Here is a 14453-nt window from a genome sequence, read left to right as displayed (position 1 = left end):
AGGGGCGGGAGCAGATCCGGCGACTCACACCCGGACGACCGGCCGGGTGCTCTCCCGCACGACGAGCTCGGGGGGGCAGAGGAGGCGCGCGTGCACGTGCTCGGAAGAGGCCGCCTCCTCCTCCATCAGCCTCAGCGCTTCACGAGCGATGAGCTCCCGCGGCTGACGGATCGTCGACAGCGGCACGATCGTCGATGCCGCGAAGTCGATGTCGTCATAGCCGATGATGGCGATGTCCTCAGGAACCTTCAGGTCGGTCGCAAGTATCAGTGACTGGAGTATTCCGACCGCGAGCAGATCGTTCGCAGCGAAGACGGCGTCTGGTCGGTCGCCGGGCGCCAGTCCGAGAATGTGGTCGCCGACGGCTCGCCCCTCGGCGACGGTGAGATCGTCGGTCTCCATCAGCGACAAGGCGGCGCTGCCGCTCTCCCGCGCCGCCTGGCTGGCGCCGGCCAACCGCTCGGCAACCTGCGACAGGGGGCCTCCGGCGAAGAGGATCCGCCGGCGCCCCGTCTCGATGAGGTGCCGGGTCGCCATATACCCCCCTGCCGTGCCGTCCAACGTCACAGAACAGAAAAGCTCAGGGTCTATGGTGCTGTCGAAGAGCACGACCGGGACTCCGCGGGATCTCAAACGGGCGAGTCGAGGGGTGATCCCGTCCAGCGGAGCAATCAGCATTCCCCGCACTCGCTGCTCTTCGAACAGATCGATGTAACGATCTTCGCGTGCGGGATCCTGGTCGCTCGACCCGAGGATGATCGTGTGGTCGTTGATCTCCGCTTCCGCCTCGAGAGCGTGTGCGAGGTCGGCGAAGAAGGGGTTCGCGACATTGAGCACCACGAGACCGATCGTGGTCCCGCCTCCCATGCGCAGTTGCCGTGCGAGATCGTTCCGCACGAAACCGAGTTCGGCCATCGATGCATGTACACGCTCGAGGTTGGCTTGCGTGACGGTCGGTCGATGATTGATCACATTAGAGACAGTCCCCACGGAGACACCTGCATGCGCTGCCACGTCGCGGATACCGATTGGCTTCTTCATCGACCGTGCTCCTGAGGGTGAGTGCTTGCCATGAGTCTACGTCCACTGTTCATCATGTTCATTGCTTGCCATCGAATCCACACGTCGTTAGAGTCGACGCAACTGAAAGGTTTCATCTTGGCTGCACCGTTTCGCCTCATGGTGGACGACCGTCTTGCGGAGGACGCTCCTGCGGGGATCGCCCTCACCGTAGCCACTTCCGCCACTCCCCGCTTGGGGTGGGTGGTCCCCCTCCAACACACCGGACAAGCCCAGACGGCATGGCATGTGCGAGCCTCCGCGACCGGTGACCCGCGTGTGCGCGGGGACCTTTGGGATTCCGGTCCCGTCGGGACCTCCGCGAACTCCGATGTCGACTGGGCCGGGGCTCCATTGCAGCCGCACACCCACGCTCTGTGGACGGTCCGGACGACCGACGAACTCGGCGTCGTCTCCGACTGGGCGACGCCTGCGCCGCTCGTGACCGGTCCCCTCACCGCGGCGGACTGGACGGGGGAATGGATCACCTTTCCCCCTGCCTATTCCGCCAGCACCCGTTTCCGCATCCCCGGAGCCGTCATCCGTGCCACTGTGCATTTCGCCGCAGCGGGCGTGGTGCGTGCCGTGATCGACGACACCGCGATCAACCCGGACGCGCTCGACCCGACGGACTCGTCGCTCACGCGCGCCGTGTCGCGGAGCTACGATGCCACGCCCTTCCTCGACCCCACGGCGACCATTCATACCTGGAGCATGGTCGCGACCTTGGGGCATTACGGACAGGTGCTCGAGCGTCCGCGCGTGCTGGCCGAACTGCATCTCGAACTCGAAGACGGCTCGACACACGTCGTGGCGACGTCGAGCGAGTGGCGGTGCTCACCCAGCCAGCTCATCGCCGATGAACCCTTCTATCTCGAGGAACACGACGCGCGGCGCGACGAGTACGGACGTGCCGGGGGTGATCCCGTCGCTCTGCTCGCTGAGGACACTCTCCCGACACCACCAGTCGTGACTCCGGACGCCGGCCCCCCTGTGCGTGTCGTCCGGGAGGTCGAAGCCGCGCTCATCGGCCAGCCGGCTCCTGGCGTGAAGGTGTTCGATCTCGGCGAGAACCTCGCGGGGCGCGTGCGAGTCGTCTTGGAAAGTGGCGACGCCGACCGACGCATCGTCGTCGCGCACGGCGAGAAGCTCGACGGTCACGGACGTGTCGACAGCACCAACATCCGCCTGCCCTCCGACCGTGACCGCGAACGCCAACTGCTGGCTTGGACGACTGCGGGTTCGACGGCATCACCCGAGATCATCTCGCCGTGGTTCGCCGTGCACGGCTTCCGCTATGTGGAGGTGCGAGGTCTCACGAACGAGAGGATCACCGTCTCCGCCGGCGTGCTGCACTCCGCAGTCGAGCAGACCGGCTGGTTCCGCTCGAGCGAGCCGAAGCTGAACCGTCTCGTCGATATAGCGATGCGCACTCAACTCAACAACACGCATGGACTGCCCGAGGATTGTCCGACCCGCGAACAGGCCGGGTGGACCGGGGATGCCGCGGCATCGGTCGAAGCAGCTTTGGCGCACCTCGACCTGTCGCCGGTCTACAACAACTGGCTCGTCGACGTCGCGCTCGATGCCCGCCACGGTGCAGTCCTCGGCGTCTCGCCTCATGTCCAGTCGGAAGGCCACCTGCAGCCCTCTGATCCGGTGTGGGGAGCCGCCCTGACCGAGATCCCCTGGCAGCAATGGTGGGCCACCGGTGGCATCGGCCATGTTCGTGCGCTGCTCCCCGCGATGCGCGCGTGGGCCGATTGGCAGCTCGGCACCGTCGAGGGCGGAGTCGTCCGCAACGCGGACATCAGTTACGGTGCCGACTGGCTCGCGTTGCAGCAGACTCCCCCGGTGATGCTTCAGACGGCAGCCGTCATCCGATCGCTGCGTGCGCTCGCAGACCTCGAGGAAGCCGCCGGGCACACCGATGAGGCGATGATCAGGCGATCTCAGGCGGACGAACTGGCGGCGACCGCGACCCGGGTCCTCCACGATGAACTCGACGCCACCTGGGCGAACGACTCGCAGGCCTCGATCGCCCTGGCCCTGGTGACAGGGTTGGCGACCGACGACGAACGCGTACGCTTGCAGACTCGACTGTCCCAGCAGGTGGTTGATCGCGGCAACCGGCTCGGCAGCGGCTTCGCCGGGACGAAGGCGGTGGTGCGCGCACTGGCCGAGTACGACGGCGGGAGCACGCTGCTCGCTGCCGTCCACCAGGAGGAACAGCCGGGAATCGGGTCGATGCTGGTCGAGGGACCGGGCACCTTCTGGGAGGCCTGGTGGATAGACGACGAGAATGTCGGCGTCGCCTCGCTTGATCACATCGGCCTCGGAGCTCCTTTCGCGGCGTGGGCGTGGCAGTTCGTGGCCGGTCTTCGTGCCAAGGAACCCGGCTTTCGGCGGTTTGTGGTCGAGCCCCGACTCACCGCGTCGGTTTCATCGGCGACGGTGCAACGGATGACCCGCCACGGCATGATCGACGTCGCGTGGACCGCGCACGACAGCGTGTTCGTCTGCGACGTCACCGTCCCCGTCGGCACCACTGCCGACATCGTCGTACCGGGCGGAGAGACCGTGACCCTCGACTCCGGACACCACCGCGTGCGGCGTGCGATCCCCTTCCTCACTCCGGTGGTGAATAGGGTCGAGCCCCGCGCCCCGCGCCCGGGAGAGATATGGAAATCTGCCGCCTGGCGTCCGGTCGGGCCCGATACATCGGTGGAGATGGAACACGAGGTCGTCGTCTGCTCCCCCGTCTTCCACGAACCGATACCCGCGCCCACGCTCTCGATATCGATCGCGAACTTCAAGCCGGACGACGAACGATGGGTCACCCTCCATCCCGATGCTCCCCTCGATCTGAGGGCCGCTTCGTTCGCCTTCGCGCATGTGGACATCGACGGCCCCTACCTGACCGGTCGCGTCGTGCGGGTGCTCCTGCGCTTGACCTCGTCGGACGGCACGAGTGTCGTTGCGGAAGCACGCCCGCTCCCCATCGCCTGGAATCGTGTGAGCGTGGAACTGTCCGACTGGGCCGGCCGCTCGAGTGTCGTCGCCGTCGACGTCGGGGTTCGCTGGCACGACGAGCACGACGTCGGGCGCGGACCGTTCGTGCCCCTGTCGGATATGCAGCGGTTCCTCGCGATGCGGGTCGGCCTGGTCGGCTGGACCAGCAGCGCGCGCACGTGGTGAGGATCACCGCATGGACCCGCAAGACCGCGTGCCGCGGCGTACATGACGGAACAGCACCCCCTCAGTGGCCCCGCAGCGCCTCGGACGCGGCTCTCACGTGCACGCGATCGCCGTCGATCGCGGCATCGGTGACGAAGCGCTCGAGCTCGAATCTGTGTTCGCCGTGGGAGACGTCGGGTATCTCGGAGCCGTCGGGCAGCACGACCGTCGCGGTGACACCGACGGGGACCCGCGCCATGAGGCTGAAGCGAGAGCCATCGAGGTGCCATTCGATCGCGATCTCGCCGTAGGGCGACAGGTGACGAGCGCTGCCGGCTGTGAGGCCGCCCCCCACCGTTGGTGCCAGACGCAGTTCCCGATAGCCGGGCGCGGTCGGCTGAAGCCCTGCGATCTCACGGTGCATCCAGTCTGCGACCGCACCGAACGCATAGTGGTTGAACGACGTCATCTCCCCTTCGTTCACTCTGCCGTCCGGCAGCATGCTGTCCCAGCGTTCCCAGATCGTCGTCGCGCCCAGGTCGACGGCGTGGAGCCACGACGGGAATTCATGCGTCAGCAGCATGCGGTAGGCCGCATCCCGACGGCCGGAGGCACACAGTGCATCGAGGATGACCGCGGTACCCAGGAAGCCGGTTGCCACGGTGTACCTCTGCTGCTGCACGAGTTCGGCGAGGCGAGATCCCGCACGAGTGCGTGTTGGCCCCTCGGGGACGAGGCGCCAATGCAGTGCCAGCGCGTACACCGTCTGGCAGTCGCTGCGGATCAGTCCGTTCGATGAGACGTACTCCGCACAGAACGCCTGCCTCACCTGCTCGGCCAGGATCCCATAGCGACGCGCGTCGGCGGGCTCGCCGACCACGGCTGCCGCCCGCGCGAGCAATTGCGCGGAGCGGGCGAAATAGGCCGTAGCGACGACCGCGGGATCGGCCTGCGCTCTTGCCGGGTCGTCGGGCGGAGCGAGAGGATCGAGCCAATCCCCCAGTTGCTCCCCTGTTGACCAGAGACGGGTGGGGCCCGCCAGTTCAGCCACCCGATCGACCCACCGGCACATGCTGCGGTACTGGCGTCTGAGGATGCCGACATCGCCGAATCGTTCGTACAGTACCCAGGGCACGACCACGGCCGCGTCCCCCCAGCCGGCGAAGGCCTTGACGTCACGGAAGACCCGCGGGATCACCGCAGGAACCGTCCCGTCGGGCAGCTGGTCAGCCGCGAGGTCGCTGAGCCAGGACGAGAGGAACCCGGCGACGTTGAAGAGAGTGGATGCCGCCGGGGCGAAGACCTGTGTGTCGCCGGTCCAGCCGAGACGCTCATCTCGCTGGGGGCAATCGGTCGGCAGATCGAGGAAGTTGCCGCGCATTCCCCACACGATGTTCTCGTGCAACTGATTCAGAGCGGCGTCGGATGACGAGAACCATCCCGTGCGATCGAGCTGGCTTCCCAGGACGACCGCCTGGATGTCGGTGGTCGTCAGTTCGGCCACGCCCGTGATCTCGGCGTAGCGGAAGCCATGGAACACGAGTTGGGGCTCCAGGACCTCGACGCCGGTTCCGGCGAGCAGATAGCGATCGGTGGCCTTGGCTGACCTCAGGGGTCGCAGAGACAGCTCGCCTTCCTCGAGCACCTCGGCGTGCCGGACGACCACCTCCGAGCCACGGCGACCTCGAGCGCGCAGCCTGACCCAGCCGACGAGGTTCTGACCGAAGTCGACGATGTGTCTGCCGTCGAGCGTCGTGTTCACAGACACCGCAGCCGTCGTCTCGATCGCACGCACGGGGGGCGCTTCAGGGGCTGCGAGGCTCGCCGAGGGCGCGGGCACGACGGTCACGCCTCCGCCGAGCGCCGCGTCGTCGGCGACCCGCAGATCCGTGAATTGGCCGTCGTAGAAGTCATTGAGCAGCACCCCGGATGCGCCGCTTCTCCAGGACCCGTCCGTGGCGACGCGCTCGACTCTGCCATCGGCATAACGCAGCTCCAGCTGAGCGAGAAGGGCGAGTCGGTCGCCGTACGGCCGACCACGATGCAGCGCGAACGACGCTATTCGACCTCGATACCACCCGTTGCCGAGAAGTGTGCGGAACGAGTTGTTCCCCTCGCTCACCAGGACGGTGACGTCATAGCTCTGGTATCGGATCCGGTGATCGTACGACGTCCACCCCGGGGCGAAGTGGTCCTCGCTCACGGGAACACCGTTGATGCGCGTGACCATGATCCCGAGTGCGGAGACGTAGAGGCGAGCGGTCACGATGCCGGGGCCCACGACGAAATCCGTGCCCAGCACAGGCGCCGGGTCGTCGACGCCGACGATATCCGTCGGTGTCACCCATGAGGCGCTCCAATCCGTGGGAGAGAGCAGCCCCGCCTCGATCGTTGCCGGCTCACTCCAAGGAGTCCACTCGTCTGCATCCCCGCCCCGCACTCGGACGGTCGCCCGCTCGCGCGACGAAAGCGGCTCGAACGGCCACTCCACGAGCACCTGCTCGGCATCCGCTGCCGTGTGCGTCTCGACCGCCCCGTTCGCCCGCGTGAGCTGCAACTCACGCCGTTGCTGACGCCACTGCGGGTTAGTCGACGCGTACTGCCAGGAAAGGCGCGGTCGATCGGTGCCGACGAGGGTCGATGAGTTCGTCACCCCGGGAAGGTTCGGAGCCAGATGCTCCGCGCGAACGCTCCCCTGCACGGTGGTATGCGGCACGCTCACGATCTACTCGAGTCCCGAACCCGCGACGCCCTTCGTGAACCATTTCTGGAACACGACGAAGACGACCAGTACGGGGAGCATGCCGATCACCGCTGCTGCGAACGTCACAGAAGGCGGGATGTAGGCGAATTGACCGCTTGCGAGGGGCGCCAGCGCGAGCGTCAGAACCTTCGTATCCTCGCCGGGTGCGGCCAGCAGCGGCCAGATGTACATGTTCCATGCGGTGAGGAACGTGACCACGGAATACGACGCGATGATCGGCTTCGCGAGCGGCAGGGAGATGCGGGTGAAGATCTGGAACCAGTTGGCGCCGTCGATGCGGCCGGCGTCGATCAGCCCCGGTGGCAGCGTGGCGAAGAACTGCCGGAAGAGCAGCACTCCCAGCGAGGCCTGGCCCGCGACCGGCAGGATCATGCCCCAGAAGGACCCGACGAGCCCGAGCTTGAACGTGACGACGTAGGTCGGGATCAGCAGCAGGTTGGTGGGCATGAACATGGGGACCACGAACACCGCGAGGATGATCGCTGCTCCTCGGAACGGAATCTTCGAGAGCGCGAATCCGGCAGGAAGGCAGATGGCGAGCTGGATGACGAGCACACCGAGAACGAAGACGAAGGTGTTGAGGATCGTGCGGGGCTCGAGGTACTCCATCGCTTTCACGAAGTTGTCCCACACCGGGGTGCTCGGCAACAGTCGGGGAGGATATTGCACGATCTCCTGCGCCGACATGAGCGAGCCCGAGAGCAGGTAGAACAGGGGGATCGCGATGATCGCGCCGAACACGATGACGGTCGTGTACCGGCCGAGGCGGAGGCGATTCGGTTTCATGTGCGTCTCCTATTTGCTCAAGCGGCTGGTCACGGCGCGGCCGACGACGACGATTCCGACGATGACGACGAGTTGCACCACCGAGAGAACGCTCGCGTATCCGACGTCCTGATTGATGAAGGCCTGCTGGTACGCGTAGAGACTCAGCGACCTCGTCGCATTGATGGGGCCACCGTTGGTCATGATCAAGGAGACATCCAATGACGCCGCGACGAAGTTGATCGTCTGCAGCACCCCCACAACGAGGGTCGTCGACATCACGTTCGGCCAGGTCATCGACCAGAGGCGACGCCACGGCCCCGCACCGTCGAGTGCCGCAGCAGCGTAGATGTCATCCGGCACTCGTTGGAGGGCGGCGAGGTAGAGGATGATCACGATCGGCAGAGCGAGCCAGATCATCATGACGACGAGGGCCGGCAAGGCGTAGACAGGGTCCTGCAGAAAACTGGGGGCGGTGATTCCGACGGCGCGCAGCAGCGCGGCGATCGGTCCTTGCCTCGGGTCGTAAAGAAAGATCCAGAGCACAGCCGATACCGCCACGGACAGGACGACCGGCACGAAGTAGAGAACGCGGGCGACGCCCATCCCCGGAAGGTTCGCGCTGACGAGAACGGCGAGCATGAAGCCGATGAACACGGTCGGGATGACGCCCAGCACGACGAACGACATCGTGACGCCGAGTGCCTTCCACGCTTCGGCATCGGAGAAGAACCGTGCGAAGTTGTCCATGCCGAGAAAGGTCGGAGTGTTGAAGAAGTTCCAGGAGAAGAAGCTCAGTCCGATGCCTGCGATGGTGGGCACCACGATGAACACGGCGAAGAGGAGAAGGGCTGGTGTGAGAAACGCCCAGGCTGCGAGCGAGTCACGCAGAGAGAAACGACGGTGTGTATTCATGGATCAGAGGGGGTCGGTGACACGTTCCGTCACCGACCTCCCCACCTTTCATTTCTCGAGGAGTGCGTTCAGCTCATCTTGGGCTGCGGTGTATGCCTCTTCGATGGATTTCCCACCGACGAGCACCTCTTGCGCGGCTTTCTCGAGAGCCGGCACCAGCTTGGGCTGAACCTCGTTGGGGATGGCGTTCGGCAGCTGAGCGTTGGCGACCGCGTACTGCGTAGCCGGGATCAGATTGGCGGGCACGGGGTTGGGATCATCGAGCCACGAACCGTTCTCGAGGCCGTCGACGGTGGCCGGGATGACCCCGTTGGGCTCGGCTTCCTTCATGCCGCCGTCCTTGGAGTAGAACCAGGCCATGAACTTCCACGCACCCTCCTTGTTGTCCGACTTCTCGGCGATCGACAGACCGTACGAACCGCCGCCGACCGTCGGGTTGCCATCGATGGTCGGGAGGTTCATGACGTCCCAGTCGTCGGCGAGGTCGGTGCGGTAACGCGAGACCGCGGGGCGGGTGTCGAGCGACATCGCCACCTGGCCGGCCGCGAAGTAGTTCCCGTCCTGCCCGCTCGCCGTCGGGTACGGCGACCCCCATCCCTCGACGTACGGAGCCAGAATGGTCTCCCACGCTTCGAGGCCGGCTTCATCGGCGAACACGAACTCGTTCGCCTCGGCGTCGTAGATCTCCGAACCGTATGCACTCAGGATGGGATAGTCCACGAAGAGCAGACCGCCGGCTGCAGCGGGTGTTCGCAGACCCCAGTAGGCGCCGCCGCTCGCTTTCGTGATCTGCTCGGCCACACGGTACAGATCGTCGTACGTCCACTCCTCGGTGGGCAGCTCGGTGACGCCTGCCTTCTCGAAGAGACTCTTGTTGTAGAAGAGCATCGTCGAGTCCGCGCTCACCGGGATGCCTGTCGTGGGGCCGTCCGCGCCTTCTGCCTGGTACTGATTGAGGAAGGCGGGGATGAAGCTGTCCCCCTTCAAGCCGTCCTTGCCCTCGTCGAGCCAGGGGCCGAGGTCATGGAGCAGGTTGTTGGAGACGAGAGTCTGGTTGAGGCTGTCGTAGTTGAAGACGATGTCAGGCAGCGTCGACGACAGACCCTGGGTCACCAGCTGCTGGATGTAGTCGTCCTGTCCATCCGGGATGGCCTTGACCTTGACCGGCGCCTCGGGGTTGGTGGCGTTGTACACCTTCGCGTACGCCTCGAACTGGGGAACGAGACCCGAGTTCATGCCGATCACCACCGGCGACGTGCTCCCCTCGCCGCTGTCGGCGCTGCACGCCGCCATGCTCGCGGTGAGACCGACGATCGTGCTCAGGGCGGCGATCCGTGCCCAGCGGGATTTCATTGTGACCACTTCGTCACGTCCTTGTCTGTAGAGGTGTGGGTGCAGAGCTTCAGCGCCACGGCCGTCGACCGACAGCCTGGCCCCTCGAGGCAAATGAGACGTTTCATCTCCCCTCTGATTAGACACTGGCGCTCCATCCCTGTCAACTCGCGCACCGACTTTTCTTTCCCGGATCGTGTCCTCCCCGGAACACCGGCGGTCGACCTCTCATCCGGCAACGGCACGGATGCGAGGCCGTGACGGGGGTGGTGCCTGCGGGGATGCCATCCGGCCAAGCCAGGCGCGGTAAACGGACTCCCCGGGCACCGAAGACCCGAGTCGTGGACAACCGCTACCCCCGTGCAGGGGGTGCAGAGCGGCCGGCCCGCACATTTCCGCAGCACGGCCGACGGGGATGACGGCGACGGCCCCTGGCGCTCACCGAAGCGAGCACCAGGGGCCGGAAGCCATCCGCGGCGAGAGGAGATCAGCCCTTCACGACGATGCTGACGATCTTCGGCGCGCGCACGACGACCTTCACGATCTCGCGGTCGCCGATCGAGCGGATCACCCGCTCGTCGGCACGAGCCAGGGCTTCGAGCTCGGACTCGCCGATACGCGCCGAGACCTCGAGCTGTGCACGGACCTTGCCGCCCACCTGCACGACGGCGGTGACCGTGTCCTCGACCAGCAGTGCGGGATCGGCGGACCTCCACGTCACGAGGCCGACGGAGGGCTCGTGACCGAGCATCTCCCACATCTCCTCCGCGGTGTGCGGGGCGATCAGGTCGAGCATCACGGCGATCGTCTCGGCGGCCTCGCGCACCGAGGGGTCCGCAGCACCGGCGTCCCCGTCGATCGTCTTACGGGTGACGTTCACGAGTTCCATCAGGCGAGCGACGAGCACGTTAAACTTCGTCTGCTCGACCAGAGCGGGAGCCTCCGCGAGCAGCTTGTGCGTCGCACGACGCAGTGCCGCATCGCCGCCGTCGAAGACCACGTCCACGGGGCTCGAGACCTCGCCGGCGACGCGCATGGCCCGCGCCAGGAACTTCTGAGCGCCGGTCGTGGAGACGTCGGCCCAGTCCTTGTCGTCTTCGACCGGACCGGCGAACGCCAGTCCGACCCGGAGCGCGTCGGCACCGTGGGCATCGAGCTCGTCCTGGAACAGCACAAGGTTGCCCTTGCTCTTCGACATCTTGGTGCCGTTGAGGATGACCATGCCCTGGTTGATCAGGTTCGAGAACGGCTCCGTGAAGTCGATCAGGCCCATGTCGAACAGCACCTTGGTGATGAAGCGCGCGTACAGCAGGTGCAGGATCGCGTGCTCGACGCCGCCGATGTACGAGTCCACCGGAGCCCAGCGAGCCGCCTGAGCGGGATCGAACGCCATGGTGTCGCTGTTCGGCGACAGGAACCGCAGGAAGTACCACGAGCTGTCCACGAACGTGTCCATGGTGTCGGGATCGCGCAGCACCGGGTCACCCGTCGCCGGATCGGTCGTGCGCACCCAGCTCTCGGCACCGCCCAGCGGCGACGTGCCCTTGGGCTTGAGGTCGAGTCCCTCGACGCTCGGCAGCTTCACGGGGAGCTTGTCCTCGGGGACCGGGATGATGCTGCCGTCCTCGGCGTGCAGCATCGGGATCGGCGTGCCCCAGAACCGCTGGCGCGAGATCAGCCAGTCACGCAGCCGGTAGTTCTTCGCCGCACGGCCGGTTCCGGTCGACTCCAGCTGCTCGATCGCGCGGGCGATCGCGTTGCGCTTGGACAGACCGTTCAACGCACCGGAGTTGATCATGCGGCCATCGCCGGTCAACGCGATGCCGGTCGATGCCGGGTTCTGCTCCTCGAGCGCGGCGCCCGTGTCGATCGGCACGCCCTCCTCGTCGACCTCGATCACGGGCATCGCGCCGGTGACGGGAGCGGTCGTGTCGACGACGACCTTGACCGGCAGGTCGAACGCGCGGGCGAAGTCCAGGTCGCGCTGATCGTGCGCCGGGACGGCCATGACTGCACCGTGACCGTAGTCCGCCAGCACGTAGTCGGCCGCCCACACCGGCAGCTTCTCGCCGTTGACCGGGTTGATCGCGTAGCGCTCGAGGAAGACACCGGTCTTCGGGCGGTCCGTGGACTGCCGGTCGATGTCGGTCTCCTTCTGCACCTGCTCCAGGTACGTCTGGAAGCGCTGGCGCACCTCGTCGGGCGCGTCGGCCGCGAGTTCGGATGCCAGGTCGGAGTCCGGGGCGACGACGAAGAACGTGGCGCCGTGCAGCGTGTCAGGGCGCGTCGAGAAGACCGTCACCGGCTCCTCGCGACCCTCGATCACGAAATCGACGTCCGCGCCGATCGAGCGGCCGATCCAGTTGCGCTGCATCTGCAGCACCTTGTGCGGCCAGAAGCCCTCGAGCTGGTTCAGGTCGTCGAGCAGTCGATCGGCGTAGTCCGTGATGCGGAAGTACCACTGTGTGAGCTTCTTCTTGATGACCTCGGCACCACAGCGCTCGCAGCGACCGTCGACGACCTGCTCGTTGGCGAGCACCGTCTGGTCGTTGGGGCACCAGTTGACCGGGCTCTTCTTGCGATAGGCCAGGCCGCGCTCGTGCATCTTCAGGAACAGCCACTGGTTCCAGCGGTAGTACTCGGGGTCGGACGTGTGCAGCACGCGGGTCCAGTCGAACGAGACTCCGTACGCCTGGAACCCCTCCTTCTGCTGCGCGATGTTCTGATACGTCCACTCGCGGGGGTCGGCGCCACGGCGGATCGCCGCGTTCTCGGCGGGCAGACCGAAGGAGTCCCAGCCGATCGGGTTCAGCACGTTGTGCCCGCGGTGGCGCCAGAAACGGGCCACGATGTCGGAGTAGAGATAGTTCTCCGCGTGCCCCATGTGCAGGTCGCCCGAGGGGTAGGGGAACATCGCGAGGACGTATCGCCGCGGCCGGGTGTCCTCGTCGCCGCCGGTGAGGAACGTACCGTTCTCCGCCCAGTACTTCTGCCACTTCGTCTGGATGGCGTGCGCCGACGGGGCCTCGTCGTCGGCGGGAGCGGTGGACAGGTTCTCAGACAACGAACGCACGACCAATCTGAAGGAAAAAGCGGGATCAGTTCAGGATATCGGAACGCCAGAGCGCAGGCATTTCCGCACCGAGCGCGGCGAGGGGCGCTCGCGCCTTCGTCGCCACCTCGGCGACTTCGGCCGCCGGCACGGAACCCCAGGTGATCCCTCCCCCGGCGCCGACGACCGCCCGTTCCCCGTCGATCAGGACGCTGCGGATGACCATCGCGAGGTCGAGCGCACCATCCGCCCCGATGTAGCCGAAGCAGCCGGCGTAGACGCCGCGCGGCCCGCCTTCCAGCTCGTGCAGTCTCGTCATCGCCGAGAGCTTGGGCGCACCCGTCATGCTGCCGGCGGGGAAGGCGGCGTCGAGCAGAGAACCGACGGTCGTCCCGGCCGCAGCGACACCGCTCACCGTGCTCACGAGCTGATGCACGGCGGGATAGCTCTCGACCACCCACAGCCCGTCCACCCGGATGCTTCCCGGTTCGCACACGCGGGAGAGGTCGTTGCGCATCAGATCGACGATCATCACATTCTCCGCGCGCTCCTTCCGATCGAGTGCGAGCTCTGCGGCCAGAGCGACATCCTCCGCCGGGTCGTCACTGCGGGGACGGGTGCCCTTGATGGGGCGGGTGCGGATGACGCCGCCGTCGACGTGGAGGAACTGCTCCGGGCTGGCGCTGAGCAGCGTGCGGTCGCCGATCCGGAGAAATCCGCCGTGATGCGCGGGCGTCGCAGCGCGCAGGCGACGGTAGACGCCGACGGCATCATGCGGGCCGACCACGGTGAACCGCGTCGTCAGGCACAGCTGGTACGCGATGCCGGCGCGGATCAGATCACGGCAGCGTTCGATGAGCGCGGCGTACTCCTGCGGGTCGTGTCGCCCCTCGGCGACACGGGAGTCGCCGTCGGGTAGCGCCTGCAAGACAGTCTCGTCCGGCGCGTCCTCGACAGCGGAGACTCGAGCCGCCCAGGCCGGGAGGTCGCCGTCGGCGCTGAGCGCCCAGACGCGCCGCGCGGCGTGATCGAAGGCGACCACGTGCGTGGCCCGCAGCCAGGCGCCGCCGGTCTCGTCGACGCGCCCGCTCACCGGGGCACCGGCGGCCGCGGCTCCGGACTCGTAGTCGAGCCAGCCCACCCATCCTCCGGAGAACGGCGGAACGGTCCGATCGGCCGGAGCGCCACCCAGTGCCACCTCCCGTGGCAGGGACGAGCGCTCCCCCGTGCCGACGAAGCTCCAGCCCTCCGTGGCATCCGCTCCCGCGTCGAGCCAGAAGAGATCCGCGACCTGCGCCTCGAGCATCCGGAACACGGACGACGGCTTCACCCAGGAGGGAAGTCGTCGAGCAGTCAGCTGTTCGGGCACCTTTCCAGCCTAGGACCGGG

The 14453-nt window shown here is 66.6% G+C and carries 8 protein-coding genes; 1 reads left to right on the top strand and 7 read right to left on the bottom strand.

All coding sequences use genetic code 11. From position 1 onward, the window contains the following. Positions 1-24: 24 nt before the first annotated feature. On the bottom strand, positions 25-1041 hold the full coding sequence (locus tag AC6CHX_RS01160; protein ID WP_498271334.1) for a LacI family DNA-binding transcriptional regulator: 1017 nt from the start codon (positions 1039-1041) through the stop codon (positions 25-27). Between the two features lie 30 nt (positions 1042-1071). Here AC6CHX_RS01160 and AC6CHX_RS01155 point away from each other — a divergent pair, with 30 nt between their 5' ends. Further along, the gene (locus AC6CHX_RS01155) at positions 1072-4257 is read left to right on the top strand and encodes a family 78 glycoside hydrolase catalytic domain (RefSeq protein ID WP_498271333.1); all 3186 of its coding nucleotides are present in this window, start codon (positions 1072-1074) and stop codon (positions 4255-4257) included. Between the two features lie 61 nt (positions 4258-4318). On the opposite strand, the gene AC6CHX_RS01150 is transcribed toward AC6CHX_RS01155, so the two are convergent. From AC6CHX_RS01150 to AC6CHX_RS01125, 6 genes are all read right to left on the bottom strand, one after another. Next, positions 4319-6889 carry a family 78 glycoside hydrolase catalytic domain gene (locus tag AC6CHX_RS01150; RefSeq protein WP_498271332.1) on the bottom strand — a complete coding sequence of 857 codons (2571 nt, stop codon included), beginning with the start codon at positions 6887-6889 and terminating at the stop codon, positions 4319-4321. A gap of 72 nt (positions 6890-6961) precedes the next feature. Beyond that, a complete protein-coding gene (locus tag AC6CHX_RS01145; RefSeq protein WP_498271331.1) occupies positions 6962-7786 on the bottom strand; it encodes a carbohydrate ABC transporter permease in 825 nt (274 codons plus the stop codon). Positions 7787-7795: 9 nt separating this feature from the next. Next, positions 7796-8680, bottom strand: coding sequence for a carbohydrate ABC transporter permease (locus AC6CHX_RS01140; RefSeq protein ID WP_498271330.1), 885 nt, complete (start codon positions 8678-8680; stop codon positions 7796-7798). Positions 8681-8728: 48 nt separating this feature from the next. After that, complete coding sequence (locus tag AC6CHX_RS01135; RefSeq protein ID WP_498271329.1) at positions 8729-10033, bottom strand: ABC transporter substrate-binding protein; 1305 nt, start codon at positions 10031-10033, stop codon at positions 8729-8731. Between the two features lie 466 nt (positions 10034-10499). After that, positions 10500-13076 carry a leucine--tRNA ligase gene (gene leuS / locus AC6CHX_RS01130; RefSeq protein WP_498271328.1) on the bottom strand — a complete coding sequence of 859 codons (2577 nt, stop codon included), beginning with the start codon at positions 13074-13076 and terminating at the stop codon, positions 10500-10502. A 34-nt stretch (positions 13077-13110) separates the two neighbouring features. Continuing rightward, positions 13111-14433 (bottom strand): anthranilate synthase component I family protein, encoded by a 1323-nt coding sequence (locus AC6CHX_RS01125; RefSeq protein WP_498271327.1) that lies wholly within the window; start codon positions 14431-14433, stop codon positions 13111-13113. Between the last annotated feature and the right edge of the window lie 20 nt (positions 14434-14453).

The sequence above is a fragment of the Microbacterium sp. GQ128 genome (assembly GCF_059758615.1).
Note: the sequence above shows the minus strand (reverse complement) of the source record. Positions and strands in the feature narration are given on the sequence as shown.